A 19,562-nucleotide genomic window follows, 5' to 3' on the forward strand; every position below is an offset into this window, starting at 1 on the left:
CCCTTACCTAAATTGTCTATGATTGTTTACGAGCACTAAAGCCTGATTAGGCGCAAGCAGCAAGCAATCGAACGCCTGACCTACGCTGCTACCCGTTAAGGAACTATCCAGTGTTACCGTCATTGGGCATCGGCCAGGTACGGCAACCTTCAAATCAACTTGGCAGAAAGCATCAGCACTCAAGTTAAAGCAGCACAGCAGCGTTTCATCCCCTTGCATATACCCGTACAGAACAATACCTTCCGGGGATTGAGCCACGAAAAAGTTTTCCGGCTTCACTAGGTGGCGCCAATCTTTCTTGAGTTCACTTAGCTCCGCCAACAGCGGCAGCATCGGTGTAGGATTGGTCCAATTAATTTGCATAACGTTAAAAAAAGCTCGGGAAATCTCCTTTCCGTTCGTGTTGTCTCCAAGACCACAGTTGAGCGGCTGCTCCTCATTCATTTCATAACCCGTCGTCACGTATGGAATTGCGTTCGGAAGAAATTGATTAAATACCGCGATCATCCGAGCAACCTCTACACCGCCACGGCTGGTGATCCGAGGAGTATCTGCTGTTTCTGCACAGGCAAATATATGAATATTCAACTCAGGCAGCTCTTCTAAGAATGAAATGAGATTCTCTTTAGTAATTTGTGTCATGACGTTCCATCCACTGCCAAGCATAATGTTATAGCCGGTGTTTGCTGCCTTCTTGTGGTTGCGATTAAACAAATCTTCGCTGATTAAGATCGCATTTGGATTCATCTCTTTAATCGTGTCAAAAATACGAGTCAACAATGGAATAGGAAGCACGTGTCCGATGTCGATGCGGAAGCCGTCAATCCCATATTTTTCGAGATTAACCCGTACTGCCTCCTCCAGAACATCCCACAGCTCCAGATTCGGCTCCTCTCCCGGGTAGTCATTGCATTTAATCGTATCAAAAAGGACATATGGCGCCTGATCCGGACTTATAAGATGTCTCACTTGCGGAGAGAAATCCTGGTAGAGGCGTAAGAACGTAATGTCTGTCCAAATCGGCTGCACATCATTTATCCAATCCGAATGCGCTGGAGCAGTCGTTATCCCCATCTCTTGCTCTACCAAAGTTAATAGCTCATCTCCTGTTTTAGCAGCTCTCTCTTTCAAGTGCTGCCAAAGGATTGGATGGAGTTCATTGGGCGGTGGCGTGAACTTCCGCAGAAATACCGCTGTCTCCTGGCTGCGGTAGACCGTCTCCAATTTGTCCGGCGTACACTCCTCAAAAAATCCAAGCTGGGGAATTGCGGGCGGCGCAAAGCCTTCTAATTCATCCATTTTGATCCAATACACCCATTCAGGATGCTCGGTAATGAACGCACTGTTTTTCGCCGTCACACGGGGAATGAAGTCAACAACAGTCTTAATATCAAGTAAATGACAAGCCTCTACCAAAGCGCTGAGCTCATCGTGGATCGTAAACTCCTCCATATCATCCAATAGGCTATCGTGCAGGTTCTCGTCCAAATGGAATAACGATTGCACTGCGTAAGGGGACCCAATATCCCCCTTCAGATTCAACTTGCTGTACTGGTTAACTGGAAGCATGTACAGAATATTGATGCCCATTTTCTTTAGCAGAGGCAGAAGAATAAAGAATCTTAAAAAAGTACCCGATTCAATTTTTCCGTCATGGTTGTAATCCCAAGCCGTAGAATAGCGAATAAGCGAAGAATAGATCGCGCTATCGTCCAGATTTGTGCGTTCCTTAAGCAGATATCTCCACGAAAGCCTGTCCACATAATTCAAATGATCTGTCAAAAAATCATACGGGTGTACACAAATTTCACCCTCTTTTTCTAAGAGAACACGCCCATATTGGCACTCATTCCACACTGCGGGTATCCAAATTGGCTCTATGTCTTTGGCCTTTTGTGTAGACAAGTAATCTTTAATTAATCTGAATTTGCTATCATTGCTCATCAACAGTGCCACCTCTCATTGATTGTAGTCTTACGTTTAGGGAACAAAAACCGTCTTTACGGTTTCACTCCCAACCACCTTCAAAGAGTTCAATTCATAGCCGATCAACTCGTCTATCGCTGCTTCATGCTCACTGAGCTTAACTTTTCTAGTCACTAGTTTCTCCATTTCAGGAGTTTCAGCGGCAAACCGCAAAGCTTCCTCGAACATGTAGCGGTATTCACCTGCTGCTATAATTTTTATTGCATGCTGCACGAATTTAGTAGGGGAAAAGGTGTAGCGATACTTCGCATTAATACCAAAAGGAACGATGCGGCCTCCACGTTCAATCCACTTTTCCGCCATTTCGAGTTGAGTGCCCACCGTATCGATAATCACATCAAACTTATGTCCCGCACAGATTTTGTCTACGGCAGCTTGATTTAATTGGGCAGGGGTTAAAGCAAAATCTGAGATCTCTCTGGCAAAAGCTAGCCGATAGGGATTAACTTCAGTCGCTACCGTGAGCGCAGATTTCGACTTGCTCACAATTTGGCTTAACAGTCCCATTGGACCCGATCCAAGAATGAGTACCTTGTCGTCTGCTGTGACATTGGCTTCTTTGAAATTGTGCAGTACACAGGCAAGCGGCTCAATCAAAACCCCCGTCTCCCAGCTCATATGATCGGGAAGACGGTGTGCAAACGTTTGTGCAGTTGAGTAAAAAAAAGTGAATGTCCCATTTCGATTCAAACCCGCAATAGGCATCCCATTTCCATCGATGCCCGTACAGAGGTGCGGCTGTTTCTTCAAGCAAAAATAGCATTCATCACAGCTTTGATTGGGATCGATAACTACGCGGTCGCCTACCTTAACACGGTCAACGTTGCTGCCGATTTGGATTACAGTCCCTACTGCCTCATGACCACGAATGACCCCTGGAACCCCCTCCTCTTTCCCAGTTATGACTGCTAAATCTGTTCCACATACACCTGTCATCTCAATCCGGATCTTGACTTCATCCGGTGCTGCAATCTGCGGCTCTTCCCATTCGCAAAGCTCCAGCTTATGATTAGATGTCCACACCAACGCTTCCATACTCATTCCCCTTTCTTTTTTGTTATCCATATTCGCCCAGAATATATCATAACTACCATGTAAAAGTAAGGTGAATGTTGTCGAAAAATGTTAATAATTACATTTATATATAAATACTTCACGAGTAAGCGCTTTAATTTTCTTTCGCTTATTATGCGGAGTGCACTGTCTGAAACGGCAAGTTTAAGGGCCATCCTTTGTGGGATGACCCTTGAATACGATTGTGATCAACCGAGCTCCGTGCGGGAGAGTAGCCCCCGAATCAACGTCTCCTATTTTGCAGCTTCCGCTTCCAGCCGTGCAATGACCTCAGAGCGGGCTTGATCTGTGAAGCGAAGCACCCCGTTTTCCTGGACGATTAGCCCTTCCCGTATTCGCCCATCCAGCCAGTCGCTGATCCATCCCGGAGCGTATCCTCCTTGCCCGAACTCGCCGCCAAAAGCGATCATTTTCTCATATACATCCAGATATTGTTGACGGCTCGTATTTGGATAAGAGCTTGTGTACAGCCAGAACTGCACATCGTACATCAGAGTAGAAAGCTCATCCGCATGAAAGGAGAAGTGTCCCTTCTCTTCAACGATTCGGGTACAGACTTTACGGATCTTCTGCTCAAGCTGATCTACCTCAGACACATCGCTGCACAGCTTCGCAAGCAAAGGTGAGAATTGGCCTACGGCTACTTTACGCAAATCCTCCTCTTTATCTTCTTCAGAGGTGTCGTATTCCTCATCACTCACCAGGCCGCGTATAAACGTCTCGAAGTCTTGGGCCAGAAACGTAATCTCATAATTATCTTCCTGATCCACATGAATTACCTCGGGTTCGCCGTTCCTCCCGCAATTGCGGTAATCCAGCATCACGACATCATGGCCTGCCGAAGGGCAATCACAAATTACCACGCCGATGTCGGGATACCCCCACTCCTCAATCATGAACGGGCTGCCGAGATCGCCGCAGATAGAATAGCTTTTCTCGCGTCCGATGCCCATAATGCCCGTAATCGCAATATGATCCTCAGCCCATGAGGTCGCGTCCTCGGTCGGAAAACAAGTATTATAAGGCACTCCCCCATTGTGCTGCTTCATCAGACTGATATAAGAGGCAGGAAGCTTGTAACCCAGTTCTTCTTCTACAGAAGCAATCAGCTCATCCGTAGGCGGAGAAGAAACATATTCTTTTAGCGCATAATCACTATCGTCCCAAAAGCCGGAGAGATCCATCCCGTCAAAAGGAGCTGCAGTCGTCCCCGAATCATTATGCTGTTCTCTGATTGCCCGTCTGGCTGCGGCGTCTTGTTCTTTGCGAAGCTTGCGCTGGCTGAATTTCAAAAACATGGCCGTGTTCTCATCATCCGGATCGAGGTCATGGGCAATACTCAGCACTCTCACCGCTTCCTCATATCGATTCAAATAATAGTAGGAATATCCCACACGAAAATGCCACAGATAATCATTCTGCCCTTGTTCCGCAATCATCGCGAAGTGTTCAAGGGCTTCTTCATAACATCCCAGATTGTTATACGCTCTTGCCAGACTGCTGACTACCTCGTAATCTCTGTCCGCTGGAGGAATCTCCATCAGAGTGTCTACAATCTTCTGGTGTTCATCATCTTCATGCCACTGTGTCAGCTGTGCCACTAGTTCTTTGTCCATAGTCTACCTCCCCAAGCTTATAATTAAGTTACTAGAATATAGAGAAATATGGTTTTCCCTATTCTACCAGATGGGATGTAGGTATTGAAAATCGAAAAAGAGGGCATCTCCAAAATTTTTAATTATGGATACAGCCATATCCCTGAAACCGTCATCACCGCTGGCAGTGCAGTCTCGTCAACCGCTACATTGTCATACCAGCCGCCCACTGCAAGGTTCAGCACCAGATAAAATGACTCGTTAAAGGGCATAATGCCTGGCTCCAAGCAACGCTCGGCAAAGCAATGTCCGTCTACCAGCCATCGAATCGAACTGGCATTCCATTCCAGTGCATAATCATGGAATTCATTAATGGTTCCGCTTTCAAAATGGTGCGAGAACTCCTCAACGATTTGATGTTCCCAATTCTTTCCGTAGTGCAGTGTTCCGGATATTTGCTGAGGCAAGCGGCCTTTGGCTTCCATGATATCAATCTCGCCGGAAGCTGGCCAAGGCCCGTAAGCCTGTTCCTGCGGAAGCAACCAGATGGCAGGCCATACCCCTTGCCCTACCGGCAGTTTTGCACGCACAACCAACTTGCCATAACAAAAGGAAAAATGGTCCTTTGTATCCAAACGAGCCGAGGTATATGCAAAATTGCGCCCATCCTTTTCAATGGATTCGCTGCGCGCGCACAGGTTTAAGCCAAATTCATCGATATACAGATTGCTGGAATGATCCGTGTAATACTGCTGCTCTCCGTTGCCCCAACCTGGGTCTATGGGATTACCCTCATTATCTAACAAGTCGTTGCCAAGGCGGACATTCCATAGCTTTAAATCGGCATTTCTATCTAAGAAATTCTGTTCCCATATAGGTTTATTCATCCTTTGCACACTCCCTTCATTTAATCACAGCATACTTAATTTTTGCGGCTGGTCAAACAAATCTAAAAAAATGGGATAGGGTCGATAATCATGGGCTTTTTTTCCTATACGCTTTTTCATACGATGAAATAGAAAGGGGGCACGGAAAATGTTCCAATACAGAACGGAACAAATGAAAGCGCTTTTTAAGCAGTGGCAATTGCAAAGCATGGTTATCCCGGGAATCATCTGGATGTTTATCTTTTGTTATATCCCTATGTTCTGGCTCATTATTGCATTTATGGACTACAGCATCGCCAAACCCTTACTAGAATCACCGTTTGTCGGGCTGAAGCATTTTCAGGATTTTTTGACGGATGAGCGTTTTTGGCGTTCGATTCGCAATACTCTGGGAATGAGCAGCATCAAGCTGGTCTTGGGTTTTCCCATTCCTATCTTGTTCGCCTTGCTGCTGAATGAAATACGGAGTCTTCGATTTAAGCGAACGGTACAAACCATTTCGTACCTGCCGCACTTTATTGCCTGGACGATTTTTGGCGGCATTGCGCTCAATTGGCTGGGCGAGGGCGGTGTGATCAATCAGTTGATGATGGCGTTCGGGTTCCAGGAACGCGAAATCCTGTTTAACAGCGACCCTAAGTACTTTTGGTGGATCACCTTTTTCACCGATACGTTAAAAGAAACCGGCTGGAGCGCCATTATCTACATAGCGGCAATATCCGGCATTGATCCGGGGCTGTACGAAGCGGCTGAGCTGGATGGCGCAAACCGGCGGCAGCGGATGTGGCATATCACCATTCAGAGCATACGCCCCACCATCGCTATTTTGTTCATCCTCGCTGTCAGCGGGATACTCGGCAGTAACTTTGAGCAGATCTTTATGTTGAAGAACAATATGAACATGAGGATGGCGGAAAGCCTAGACTTGTATATCTACAACATGGGGTTGGTCTCCGGGCGCCATTCCTTCTCAACAGCCGTCCTGTTCGCCCGCTCTATTGTGGCGCTAGGTTTGTTGTTTTTGGCCAATCACACATCCAAAAAACTAACCGGCGACAGCATTTTTTAGAAGGGAGAGGACAGAGGTATGGAAAGACGCAAAAGATTTCGGCAAATTGGAGTATTTGAGGTCTGCAACACCCTGCTGATGCTGGCGGTTTGCTTTTTAACACTGTACCCGATGTGGTTTGTATTCATTAACTCGCTTAATGCTCCGCAGCAGGCATCCCTGGGCACCGTCAACTGGTTTCCCAAAGAATTATCGCTGGCCAGCTATAGCGTTGTGTTCAATGATAAGACTATGATGAACGGTTTTTACATTACCACTCTGCGCACAGTGATCGGGACAGCAACGCATGTGTTGTTTACCGCCATTATTGCTTACGGAATGAGCAAGTCTAATCTGATCGGACGCAAGCTGTATCTTAAAATCGCATTGGTTACGATGCTGTTCTCAGGCGGGCTGATCCCTACATTTATTCTGATGACGAAGCTGGGCTTATATGATAATTTTTGGATATTCATCATTCCCTCTATGTACACTTTTTTTAATATGGTCATTTTCATGAGCTTCTTCCGCACCATACCCGATAGCCTGGAGGAGTCTGCGAAGGTAGACGGTGCTTCAGACTATGGCGTCCTGTTCAGAATCGTATTGCCCAATAGCATGGCTGTCATTGCGACTATATCGCTTTTTTCAGCCGTTTATCATTGGAATGATTATTACCAGGGGGTCATCTACATCCGTTCGCAGGAATTACTGCCACTGCAGACCATGCTGTACAAAATCATTGCGGAGAACTCTATGTCCTTCATGCAGCAGCAAGCTATGGCGCAATTCGGCGCAAGACTTCCCGGCAACTCTATTAAATTTGCATCCATGATGGTGGCCACACTGCCTATTCTGATAGTCTATCCTTTCATTCAACGCTATCTGGTCAAAGGCGTGATGATTGGCGCCATTAAGGGATAAGAGTGTGAGTGTCTAGAAACTGGTATTCAAAAATTCAGAAGCAGCAAAGAAAGGATGATTATGTCATGAAACGTAATCTCATTAAGCCGGGGTTGACCCTCGTTCTGGCCGCAAGCCTGATGCTAGGCATAGCCGCGTGTTCCAATTCAGCGAATAGTGAAAATAAGCCGACACCACAGCCTACAGATAGTACACAGCCGCCCCCGAGTGAAGCAAAGCTCAATCCCGATGATCCGGCATGGAAGCTGGATACCAGCCCTGTTGATTTAACCTGGTTCGTAGGTGCTAACTGGTATGCCCACACTTGGGGAGACAGCTTGACCTCCAAGTACGTAACGGAAAAAACAGGCGTAAACATCAAGCTTGAAGTACCTTCCGGTGAAGCCAATGAACATATTACCCTGATGATGACCTCGGGCAAGCTGCCAGACTTGATATCAATGGGTTCGTGGGAAACCGCTGTCAAAAAGCTGTGGGAAGGCGATCATGTCTACGCCTTAAATGAATTAGCTGACAAGTATGACCCTTACTTCTTCAAGGTGGCCGGGGACGGTACACTGAAGTGGTATCGTCAAGAAAATGGCAATACCTATGGCGTTCCGAATGATTCATATAGCCCCAACCTGATGCATGAAACTGGCATGACGGCGGCTAACCAGACTTTCCTGGTGCGGAAAGATCTGTATGAGGAGATGGGCAGCCCGGACCTTAGCACTCCAGAGGGCTTTCTGAACGCACTGCAACTGGTAAAGGATAAGTACTCCCAATATAAAGGCCAGCCCATCAGTCCCTTTTTTGCACAAGGGAACGTCCCTTACGGGATGACCGAATATCTGCAGAACCTACTGGCCGTTCCGCATGAGAAAGACGGAAAAGTATACGACCGCATTACCGATCCCGATTATATTGCCTGGCTAAAAACCTTCCGTACGGCTTACGAGCGCGGGTTGATTAATGTGGATTTCCTGGTGGATTCCGATACTCAGGTAGAGGAAAAAACAAACAACGCCCGCTATTTCATGATGGTCCGCGAGTGGACCGGTATGTCGGCTGTCAATCCTATGCTGGCTGCTAGCGGCAACCCGGACTCTTACTACATCGCAGTCGATGGGCCAAAGAACAGCAAGGGCGATAACCCTAAGTTATTCCCTGGCAACATGGACGGCTGGATGGTGACGATGATTAGCAAATCAACCGAAAACCCTGAACGAGCCATCCGCTTTTTGACCTATCTGGCCAGCGAAGAAGGCCAACGAGATTTGTTCCTTGGCAAGGAAGGCGAAACATGGGAGATGGTAGATGGCAAGCCGCAACTGAAGCCTGAAATGGTAAAATTACTCGACACTGATATTGAGAAGCTGGAGAAAGAATACGGCATCATGGATACCTATTGGATGATGCGAAACCCTGTAATCGTCAACCAGTGGAGACCGGAGAAATCTCCTGTCATTAAGCAAATGGAAGACTTCGCCAATAAGCAGGCCGATATTGATAGCGGTAGCTATAAGGGCTTAGATCCACAGGGCGATTCTGATGTGTCGGTAGCCTGGTCCCGTATTTCGCAAAATTGGGAGGAAGTACTCCCTGAGCTAATTACGGCCAAAAATGAGGCTGAATTTGATAAAATCTTCGACAATTTCCTTGACCGCCGCGAGAATTACAACTTTGGCAAGGTGATGGAATACCGCCAGGCTGAACTGGATGTGCGAAAATCCAAAATGGCAGAGTAATAATGCCCGTATTAAGATTGCTGCCGGCCACCGAAAGGGTGGCCGGTATTCCCTTTTTCGCTTCTTTAACCATTTAACAAAACAGCCTAGTTACCTACCGGGCAGTTTGTAATATATGGTATATTACAAGGGTAGGAGGCTACTTAAATGAAGTATCTGCTGACTAAAATGAGGAAGCTGTACCGTAATTCCCGAATCTCCCAAAAGTTGTTTCTGGCTTTTAGCATGATGATTGCCATCCCTGCGATTGTGGTATCCTTTTTATTTATCCGCACACAGGAAAGTCAGCTATACAAGGACGCTATGGCTACCGGCAGCAGCCATGTCTCACGAATTAACGAACAACTGCGCAGCAAAATGGGCATTATTGAGAACGCTTCCTCTACTGCGCTGAATCAAAAGGCATTTGTAGATTTTATTCACTCCAATATGCGCGGGGATGGCCTGCGTCTCGTAAAATTTAGACAAAATCAATTTGAGCAAATGCATAATATCATTCAAAGCTACGAGATGATCAGCGAGCTAAGTTTCTATGTCGATAATCCCAACCTATTTGAGATTTGGCCTGAAATCTACCATTATGACAAGTTCTGGCCGAAGGACTACTGGGTGACACTTCGGGAGGAAGGCGGTGCGGCATACCGCTTATTTGCTTTTAAAGATGGAGAGCATACGCTATCCTATTACCGGCTGGTACGCCTTCAGGGGCAACAGCAGAAACTCCCTACCATTATGGAAATCCGCGCCCAGCATAGCGTCTTTTTCAGTGACCTGCTTGAGGATAGCGGGGGGGATTTCTTTTCTGTAGTGATGGATGGAGCCGACTCTTCCCGATCTGTATACAATCCTGAGCATATCTTTTCACAAAATGCCGGTGAGGAATTGGATAACATTCTAGGTAGCATTCACCAGCGGCTGGATGTGCTGCAGCAGAGTAGCCCCATTAAGGTCAAGGTAGGCGACCATACTTACTACGCGTTGTATCGCTACATCGCCCCACTGAACGCCTATGTAGTGGATATTGCCTCTCATCAAGCGCTGATGAAAGGCCCACGAAGCTGGTATTTGCTCGTAGTAGCGATCACATTGTGTGTATTGCTGCTAATGTTACTGCTCGTTTCACATACCACTCGGCGCATTTTCCGCCGGCTCGACAGGGTGCTGGCTTCTATGCGCAAGGTGCGGCAAGGCCAACTGGATGCGAAAATTGATACCGGCCTGGATAAAAACGAAACCGGTGACGAAATCGACGAGGTGGCCGTCAGCTACAATAATATGTTGGACGAAATCAAACATTTGATGACCCAAGTGGTAGATAAGCAGCTGATTGCCAAAAATGCACAGCTGCACTCGCTGCATTCGCAGATCAATTCACACTTTTTATATAACGCGCTGGAATCCATCCGTATGCTCGCGGAGGTTCAGCGACAGCCCGCTATCGCCGAAGCGTTGGTGTCTTTAGGCTCACAACTGCGATACAGCATGCAATGGCGCAGCGATACGGTTGCGCTTAGCGAAGAACTTGCCAACATACACAGCTATGTCCGATTCATAAACTTTATGGAGGGTGGCAGCATTGAGTTGACGGCGGATCTCCCGCAGGAGGTACTGCGTTATACAATTCCTAAAATGTGCATGCAGCCCATCGTCGAAAATGCCGTTCATCATGCAGCGCCCTCGGGCGGCAGCGTACGTATCCATATTACCGTATCGGTAGAAAATGAAAGCCTTCTGCTAATTGAGATACGAGATGATGGCGCAGGTGTTGACCCGGAAATGCTGTCCAGTCTGCAGGCTGTGCTGCGGGGCGACTCAGATTCACCGATTGTTACCAGCAAAAACGGACTGGGCTTGGAGAACGTGCATAAGCGCATACAGCTTCATTATGGTAAGAACTGCGGTCTTTGGATTGACAGTGTGCAGGGTGCCTATACTTGTGTAACCATACGTTTGCCTTGGGAAAATGTGAATCTTGGAGGATGGTAGGGCATGATCAATATTCTAATTGTGGACGATCAAAAGCACATTCGTGATGGGCTGCAGGCGATGCTGCGTCAATTTCCGCTGCAGCTGGACAATATTTACTGTGCAGTAAACGGAATTGAGGCCTTAGATATATTGAGTCAGCACAACATCCAACTGGTGATTACTGATATCAGGATGCCCGATATGGATGGACTGACGCTGATGGCGAAGAGCAAACAGGAGCATATTGAGGTAGATTACCTGATTATTAGCGGCTATAGTGATTTTGCCTATGCTCAAAAAGCCATCGAACTTGGAGCAAAAGGCTACCTGCTCAAACCTGTGAAACGTGAAGATCTGCAAACCGCAGTAGAACATGTAGCAAATGAGATAAAAACACGGCAGGCGCTCTCGCGTAATATGGAGCATATCTCCCGCCGCGCCCGGGAGACAGACCGCAAAGAACTGAGTATGTTCATGCAGGGTGCAATGATTGATGAAGCGTGGGTTCTCCAGACCCAGCAACAGAATCCAGAGTTGTGGAGTAATTACCGCCTGTGTCTGCTGCGGGAGGAATTATGGATTAACCAACCGGGGGCCGACAGTAGCCACAGTATGGAATCCCTTGCCTACCGTGTGTATGGCAGACGAGGGTGTATATGCCTGCAACACCGCCCGTACCTGATTCTCGCGGTTGATGCAGCCGTAGATACGGGAGCCTTCCCGGCCGCCCTCAAAGCAGGACAGATAGATGCCATTACTGCCATGACCAGCCCGCAGCAAGGATTGAAGGAGTTGCCCCGCAGCTATACACAAGCGCTAGAGCTCTATCGCCACAGTTACCTGTTTCCAGAGAAGAGCTGCATCTTGCCAACACATATTGAGCGACTGGAGCAGCAGTGGGAGCTTCCCTATGAGGAGTTATATGCCCTGTTCCAGTTAATCGGCACCAAAAACAGCGGTACAATCACCCAAGGCATTTCTATGATATTTCACAAAGATACATTGCAACGTTATCACATCCAATACACACAGCAGCTATGCCGTGCCATTGTACAGATGCTGGAGGAATCTGTGCGTGTAATCCGCCCGTACATGGGGGAAGAAGCGCTGGACATCGAATGTTTACGTAATCTATTCGATTATCCGGGTATTCGCGATTATATTCAGGCGCTGCAACAACAGCTGCTTCGGCTGAACCAATTTTATTATGAATATAAGTGCAGCTATCGCAACTCGCAAGATTTGAATGAAGCCATACGCTTTATACACGAAAGCTATCATAAACCCCTGGATCTCGCGATGGTATCGAACCACGTGTCGCTTAATTATGCCTATTTTTCTAACCTGTTCAAAAAAAATATCGGCAAAGGCTTTGCAGAATACTTGCGCGATGTGCGCCTGGATAAAGCCCGGCGGCTGCTGGCCGAAACCGATCATAAAATTGTAGAGGTAGCCACCATGGTAGGGTATGAAAGCTACAAAAGTTTTACACGATCATTTCGGGATGTCATGGACATGCAGCCCACAGAATACCGGCAAATGATGCGCCGGAAGCACGACAGCGAGGAAAAGTTCCGTGACACAGCGCTATAAATAATCAAAAGCCAAAAAATTGGGTTATAACAAAAATAATTGTACCTTTTAGCTGATTATTATATTCGATAGAATAGAGATGACCCTAAATGTAAGCGGTTTCGTTTCTTCATTATTTTATTAAAGGAGGGCAAGTATGAAACGACTTTACAATACGGAAAGTGGTTTTAAGCAGAAGGTATTTAGTTTGTTCTTAGCAGTAGTACTGTTGGCTGGGGTTGGTCTATTGCCGACTTCTAAGGTGCAGGCAGCAGGAACCACAGTTACCTCTATGTCTTACTTTTCAGCGGCAGACGGTCCTGTCATCTCAAAATCAGGGGTTGGGCAAGCTAGCTATGGTTTCGTCATGCCCACATTCAATGGGGGCTCTGCCACCTGGAATGATGTTTCCGATGACGTCGGTGTAAAAGTAAAAGTTGCTGGAAACTGGGTGGATATTGACCATGCAGGCGGCTATACCTACAACCAAAACTGGGGACACTGGAGCGACGGTGGCTTGAATGGCTATTGGTTCACTCTCTCCGCAACAACGGAGATTCAGCTGTTCTCCAAGGCTAATGGAGTTACACTTGATTACACCCTGGTATTTCAAAACATAAACAAAACGACCATTACTGCTATGGCCCCTACACAAGGGCCGCAGATTTCAGCAGGATTTACAGGAAGTGCAGGCTTTACTTATCCTACCTTCAACAATGATCCGGCCGTTACCTATGAAGCCGTAGCTGAAGATCTGAAGGTATATGTAAAACCTGTAAGCAGCAGTACATGGATTGATATTGACAATAATGCAGCCAGCGGCTGGATCTATGATAACAACTTCGGACAATTCACCGAAGGCGGCGGTGGCTACTGGTTCACCGTAACAGAGTCTATCAACGTCAAGTTAGAATCGAAAACCTCAACGGCTAACGTCGTTTATACCCTCACCTTTAATAAACCTGTAAGAAATTCATATGTCTTAACTCCTTATGAGGGAACGACCTTTACCGCAGATGCAAAAGGTGTAATAGGTGTACCGCTACCTAAGATTGATGGGGGCGCTCCAATAGGCACTGAACTAGGAAATTACGTATACCAAATTAACATCAACGGACAATGGGTTGCTATGAGTGATTCCAGCCAGAGCGGATTTGTATACGCCGGCAATGGCTATAACAACATGTCCGATGCCAACCAGTGGGGATATTGGGCTGACTACATCTATGGGCTTTGGTTCCAGCCTGTCCAAGAGGATGTGCAAATCCGTATTGGCTATCCATTAAATGGACAGGCGGGCGGAAGTGTCGGCAACAATTACGTCAACTATACCTTTATTGGTAATCCAGATGCCCCACGTCCGGATGTATCCGATCATGATGACATTGCCATCGGAACACCAAACGACCCGGCGATAGAGGGCATGAATCTCATTTGGCAGGATGAATTTAACGGAACAGCACTCGATACGAGCAAATGGAGCTACGAACAAGGTTATTATATTACTGACGATCCGAATAGCTGGGGCTGGGGCAACGCGGAACTGCAGCACTATACAGACAGTACACAAAATGTATTTGTACAGGACGGAAAGCTGAATATCAGAGCTTTGAACGATTCAAAATCCTTTCCACAGGACCCAAGCCGGTATGCCCAGTACTCATCCGGCAAGATTAACACCAAAGATCAGCTGTCCTTCCAGTACGGCAGAGTAGATATTCGTGCTAAGCTGCCTACAGGTAACGGCGTTTGGCCAGCACTTTGGATGCTTCCGGAAGATGCCGCTTATGGAGCGTGGGCCGCATCCGGGGAAATTGATATTATGGAAGCCAAAGGACGCTTGCCCGGCACGACCAGCGGGGCCATACACTTTGGCGGACAATGGCCTGTAAACAGATATATTGCTGGTGAATATCACTTCCCTGAAGGTCAGACCTTCGCCAATGATTATCATGTGTACTCCATGATCTGGGAAGAAGATAATATGAAATGGTATGTGGACGGCAAGTTCTTCTTTAAAGTCAGTAGAGATCAATGGTATTCCGTAGCTGCACCTAACAATCCGAACGCCCCATTCGATCAACCCTTCTACATCATTATGAATCTGGCGATCGGCGGGCACTTCGACAGCGGTCATACCCCAGATCCGTCGGATATTCCTGCAACAATGCAAGTGGATTATGTTCGTGTCTATAAAGAAGGCAACAGCGAGAATCCGGTAAACGTGCCGGTTACCGGTATTTCTCTGAATCAAACCACTGCGCAGGTGGAGGTCGGACAGACTGTGCAGTTGAACGCCAATGTTGCCCCGTCTAATGCAACCAATAAGCAGGTCACTTGGACCGTATCAGGTACCAACGTCGCTTCCGTGAATCCGAACGGTCTCGTGACGGGACTCACTCCAGGCACAACAACCGTAACGGCTACAACAGCCGACGGTAATAAAACAGCCCTCTCCACCATCACTGTTGTACCGGCAGCATCATCCGGTGTTATCATTGTCGGCGATGAGGTGCGGGGCCTGAAGAAAATAGGTGACGACCTGCTGTTCTATGTGAACGGCGCAACCTTTGCCGACTTACACTATAAGTTGAATAACGGTGGGCAGCTAAACGTAGCCATGACCCCGGCAGGGAACGGTAGCTATACCTACCCTGTAAATCACCTGCAACACGGGGATACCATCGAGTACTCCTTCACCTATAATCCGGGACAAGGGGCCGTCGATTCCCCGACGCTCTCGTATATCCATGGGGTAACCCAAGGAACACCAGAATAAAATAGTTGAACCCTAAGCAACTGCATGAACACAAATAGGCGAGGAGGAAGTGTTGAAGCTTCCCTCTCGCCTATTTTGTTGTTTTTACCGTGCTGCGGGTCTTCTCGGGGGAAGCTCGGCTAGCTAGCCTCATGATTATGGAGTGTCAGTTTATCACCTGACGCTTTCCGCACCTTCGCTCGCTTGCCTAAATTAACGCGTCGAAATGACCCTCCGCGTCCACCGTCGCCGTCCGGGGATCAGTCAGGCCGATGCCCTTGAGGCCTCCCTTTCCTTCATTTCCCCAAAGGGGGAGGTGATCTTGAAGCGGAGAAGCAGGCACAAAATTTACGGAGGTACTGCTCCCGCTTTTCTGTACCAGTTGGGACTCCAGCAGCCGGATTTGCCGCTGCAGCTGCTCCCTGCGATAAGGAGTCTGCATCTCACTTCCTTGTGCCGCATTCACTTTATCCAGTTCCATCATCAGCCGGTTTCGCTGTTTCTCCAGAGAACTGACATCACTCTGTGTACCGCCGTAGGCCGCAATGGTCTGTACGGAGCTGATGCCTGATACTGTCTGTGCCGCCATGATCTTTCCCCCGTTTCCTTGGCTCCCAATCCAAAATCAGCCAAATTTGAAAGTTCTAATCATCTTTATTACCCGGCAGGCCCCGTCATGACAACATCACAGCCTCAATTGGAAAATAATCGTCGTATAGTCTCAGTCGGCCGCTTGTTTCAACCCTACCAAAGACCCACCAAAGGCTGGCTAAAGTCCCTTCAGAGCTCCCTTACTCGTCCTTCAACCGCCGCTGATATAAAATGACAGACACTACTGTTAGCACAACCGTCCATGCCAAATTAATGAGGAGTGGTTTCACTACATCGCCCGTCGTATAACCTGTATTGCTTAGACCCAGCAGATGCACAAGCTGACTGCTTGGCATGTAATCCAGCACTTTGAAGACCGGATAATCCTTCACTAGTACTTCTCCCCACGGTGCCCCCATAAATATGAACGCCACAGGGAGTATAGATAATGAGGATTCAAGCAACGTCTTGGAGAATAAACCGCAGATCGTCCCGGCTGCAGTGTACAGAATAATCGAAAGAAAGATTACTGCCACAAATGCCCATATATTAGCTGGCTCATAGCCAAATAATAATGTAGAAATAGCGAGAACAACAGCAGACATGACAAAGACCAAACTGCTTTTACCGATTAGTACATCCATGGTCGTAGCCGGTGTCATCATTAATGACCGTAAAGTGTTACGTTCCTTCTCTTCCGCAATCAAGCAGGCTTGTGCGAAACATGTTAGCAATACAAACGAACTATTAAAAAGAAAACCGCTGGCTCCAGGTAAAGACGCACCTGCCCTCTTGAAAATCAGAGCGATAATAATAGGAAAAATCAGCATAATGGACAGCGCGTAGTTACGTGAAAACTCTTTGTAATCCTTCACAAATATCGCCCGGGCACGTTTGTATGAGATACTCATAGTAGCTCACTTCCTGTCATTTTAATAAAAATATCACCTAGACTTGGCTCTTTCGTTTCTAACCGGTCAATTAGCCCCCGCTTCATCCAATCCGCGATTTGGTCAGCCGCCCCCTCATCGATCGGGAGCTCGTAGGTTTCCCCATTGATTAAGTCCACACTAATTACGTTCTCCCGGTGCTGCCGTTTAAGTTCCTTCGGTGAACCGATGGTTTGGATTTGACCCTGATACAGAATCGCTACACGGTTGCATATCAATTCTGCTTCAGACATATCATGCGTAGTCAGAAAAATCGTAGTTCCTTTCTCATTTAAGTAGCGTAAGCCTTTATAGATATGTGCTGTGTTTACCGGATCTAGAGCCGAAGTTGGTTCATCCAGGAATAATAATTCCGGCTCATGGATAATCGCGCATGCCAGCATGACACGCTGACGCATCCCTTTGGATAAGAGGTTAGCTTTCTTTTTGCGCTCCCCGCTTAAGTTTACAAACTGCAGCACCTTGTCGACCGCAGATTTGGGAAGATCATATAACTTACGATACAACTCCAGATTTTCCTCAATACTTAACCTCTCATATAGACCACTGTTATCCGTCAAAATGCCAAAACGCATCTTCTGAGCAGACTGCTGCATCATCTCCGCCGGCTGGTCAAATACACTTGCCTGTCCACTTGTCGGATTTAACTGTGCCGTTAGAATCTTAATTAATGTTGTTTTGCCTGAGCCACTCGGGCCAAGGAAACCAAAAATTTCACCCTTAGGAATTGAAAAAGAAACATCTGCTAACGCATCCTTTTCTCCAAATCTCTTATGGATACGTTCTACCCGGATAACATTCATTAACTCCACATCCTTAGTGTTGATGGCTTAAACATATACAGATTACATGCTTCCTGCCATCAAAACGCGCCGAAATGTAGCTGTAAGCGCCTGAATGGTACCCTTTAAATGTTAAGAAGTGCTTTTAATTCAGGCAATTTTGAACGGGATAACGGAACCACGGCATCTTGACCTGTATTTAATCGCAAGCTGTAGCTATTTTTCGTCCATGTAATAATCTCTCTTACTTTTTGCAGATTAACAATGTAAGATCGGTGACACCTAAAAAAACCGAAATTTAATAATCGCTGCTCGAGCTCGGTCAGCGTCAACGCACAGTCATAATTTTCACCGCCCACATGAACAAGGATTGACCCCTCTACACTTTCTATAAAATCAATTTCAGGCGGATTAAATAAAATCACTTTATCATTTCTTTTGGTAGAGATCTTCTGCAAGGTTATATTGGCCTCGTCTTGTTTCTGTACTTCCTGCTTATCCTCGTCGAAGTCCCGAATATCCAATGGATGAAATCCCGATTCGTTCAACCGATAAATGGCATCACAGGAAATAAGGGCATCCTCTAAATTCGAAGTTAAAATTAAAATCTGCTTTTCTTGAGAAAGATCATCCAGAATCCGTTTGAGTTGACGACAATCTTGCTCTTCCAAGTAAAAATAGGGTTCCTCCAGTACAAGTGTAGGCTGATGCGCAAAAAAGACACGCAGCAATGTCACATACATCCTTTTCGATGAGCTTAGATCCTTGATCTTTACCTTCCGTTCTTCTTTTAAAGCAAAATAATCTATCAACGAAGCGGTACGCTCATTCCTCTCTGTTACTCTGATTAGAAAAGTGATTAGTTCCTCCACCGTTAAACGCATATACTCGTTTTGCCCAGCCCGAAATAAATAATATTGGGAATGATCCCCTAATTGATTCATTAAAAGCTGCTTTCGCTTCAAGTCCGTTATGATGCCAACCGATTGGTTCGGTGTCATATTTAATTCGATCTTCGGTAGAAATAATTCCCCATTATAATAAATTGGTTGAAATTGCATGCCATCCTCCCGGTCAGTGCTGCTATAGGGTATACTTTTTCAATTTTGTTCCTGTTATTTCCTCCTCGATAAATACGATTTAGGTAATATTTAATGCAAATATTAGTAGTCAAGGCATCTAGTTTACCGCATCTCTAGTGAGCAGGAATTCCCTCAACTTAAATTCCTCACTGAGATTTAATACATTTATTTCGAAAATTTTGGAAGAGTTTTGATTTTGTGACTAAATTCACATAATAAGTAGATTTAAAATTATAGAATAACATTGTAAATAAATGGGTTATTAGGGTATCTAAAGAATCAATGGATGTCATTAGGTTTGGGTTAACAATTTTATCTAAAAGCATCTTTCTTCTAGATAAAAATAATATAAAGGAGGTTTACATATGTCGAGTGAAAATCAATTCAAAACTCGCTCCGTGAACGACGACAAGGATCTATGGACAGAATTATTTGATCAGGTAGAAACATTGGAAAATCGTGACGAAATGGCCTGCATTAATCTTTGTTGCTGGAATTGTTGTTTCCAAATTTGAGTCGATGAAAAAAGCCGTTCTCTGCGGCTTTTTTTTACGAATAATTCTTTAATACCCAATATAAGTGATTCACAATAAATTATACAATTAAACAATATTT

At 46.2% G+C, this 19,562-nt stretch carries 14 protein-coding genes; 6 read left to right on the plus strand and 8 right to left on the minus strand.

Annotation, left to right across the window (positions count from 1 at the left end; translation table 11 throughout):
• Positions 1-3: 3 nt before the first annotated feature.
• From MKX34_RS31760 to MKX34_RS31775, 4 genes are all read right to left on the minus strand, one after another.
• On the minus strand, positions 4-1,944 hold the full coding sequence (locus MKX34_RS31760; protein WP_081383976.1) for an alpha-amylase: 1,941 nt from the start codon (positions 1,942-1,944) through the stop codon (positions 4-6).
• A 36-nt stretch (positions 1,945-1,980) separates the two neighbouring features.
• Positions 1,981-3,051, minus strand: coding sequence for an alcohol dehydrogenase catalytic domain-containing protein (locus tag MKX34_RS31765; RefSeq protein ID WP_256717287.1), 1,071 nt, complete (start codon positions 3,049-3,051; stop codon positions 1,981-1,983).
• 242 nt (positions 3,052-3,293) lie between these two features.
• Positions 3,294-4,676 carry an SMI1/KNR4 family protein gene (locus tag MKX34_RS31770; RefSeq protein WP_076296977.1) on the minus strand — a complete coding sequence of 461 codons (1,383 nt, stop codon included), beginning with the start codon at positions 4,674-4,676 and terminating at the stop codon, positions 3,294-3,296.
• Positions 4,677-4,798: 122 nt separating this feature from the next.
• On the minus strand, positions 4,799-5,542 hold the full coding sequence (locus tag MKX34_RS31775) for a glycoside hydrolase family 16 protein (protein ID WP_051491236.1): 744 nt from the start codon (positions 5,540-5,542) through the stop codon (positions 4,799-4,801).
• A gap of 148 nt (positions 5,543-5,690) precedes the next feature.
• On the opposite strand from MKX34_RS31775, the gene MKX34_RS31780 reads away from it, so the two are divergent.
• The 6 genes from MKX34_RS31780 (at position 5,691) to MKX34_RS31805 (ending at position 15,563) form a co-directional block, all read left to right on the plus strand.
• Positions 5,691-6,611 carry an ABC transporter permease subunit gene (locus MKX34_RS31780; RefSeq protein ID WP_036682380.1) on the plus strand — a complete coding sequence of 307 codons (921 nt, stop codon included), beginning with the start codon at positions 5,691-5,693 and terminating at the stop codon, positions 6,609-6,611.
• Positions 6,612-6,629: 18 nt separating this feature from the next.
• Entirely contained in the window at positions 6,630-7,514 is an 885-nt protein-coding gene (locus MKX34_RS31785) for a carbohydrate ABC transporter permease (RefSeq protein ID WP_038573901.1), read from the plus strand.
• Between the two features lie 8 nt (positions 7,515-7,522).
• Positions 7,523-9,244 carry an extracellular solute-binding protein gene (locus tag MKX34_RS31790; protein WP_143763748.1) on the plus strand — a complete coding sequence of 574 codons (1,722 nt, stop codon included), beginning with the start codon at positions 7,523-7,525 and terminating at the stop codon, positions 9,242-9,244.
• 147 nt (positions 9,245-9,391) lie between these two features.
• Positions 9,392-11,230 (plus strand): histidine kinase, encoded by a 1,839-nt coding sequence (locus MKX34_RS31795; protein WP_038573903.1) that lies wholly within the window; start codon positions 9,392-9,394, stop codon positions 11,228-11,230.
• A 3-nt stretch (positions 11,231-11,233) separates the two neighbouring features.
• On the plus strand, positions 11,234-12,805 hold the full coding sequence (locus tag MKX34_RS31800; protein ID WP_076132881.1) for a response regulator: 1,572 nt from the start codon (positions 11,234-11,236) through the stop codon (positions 12,803-12,805).
• Positions 12,806-12,941: 136 nt separating this feature from the next.
• Complete coding sequence (locus tag MKX34_RS31805; RefSeq protein ID WP_076099765.1) at positions 12,942-15,563, plus strand: family 16 glycosylhydrolase; 2,622 nt, start codon at positions 12,942-12,944, stop codon at positions 15,561-15,563.
• A gap of 187 nt (positions 15,564-15,750) precedes the next feature.
• On the opposite strand, the gene MKX34_RS31810 is transcribed toward MKX34_RS31805, so the two are convergent.
• The 4 genes from MKX34_RS31810 to MKX34_RS31825 form a co-directional block, all read right to left on the minus strand.
• On the minus strand, positions 15,751-16,131 hold the full coding sequence (locus MKX34_RS31810; RefSeq protein ID WP_038573907.1) for a FlxA-like family protein: 381 nt from the start codon (positions 16,129-16,131) through the stop codon (positions 15,751-15,753).
• Positions 16,132-16,333: 202 nt separating this feature from the next.
• Entirely contained in the window at positions 16,334-17,044 is a 711-nt protein-coding gene (locus MKX34_RS31815) for an ABC transporter permease (protein ID WP_076105140.1), read from the minus strand.
• The gene (locus MKX34_RS31820; RefSeq protein WP_038573911.1) at positions 17,041-17,886 is read right to left on the minus strand and encodes an ABC transporter ATP-binding protein; all 846 of its coding nucleotides are present in this window, start codon (positions 17,884-17,886) and stop codon (positions 17,041-17,043) included. The genes MKX34_RS31815 and MKX34_RS31820 overlap by 4 nt, the downstream gene beginning before the upstream one ends.
• Before the next feature lie 104 nt (positions 17,887-17,990).
• Entirely contained in the window at positions 17,991-18,926 is a 936-nt protein-coding gene (locus MKX34_RS31825; protein ID WP_038573913.1) for a LytTR family transcriptional regulator DNA-binding domain-containing protein, read from the minus strand.
• Positions 18,927-19,562 lie beyond the last annotated feature (636 nt).

The organism is Paenibacillus sp. FSL R5-0636 (assembly GCF_037974255.1).
Taxonomy (GTDB): domain Bacteria; phylum Bacillota; class Bacilli; order Paenibacillales; family Paenibacillaceae; genus Paenibacillus_AQ; species Paenibacillus_AQ odorifer.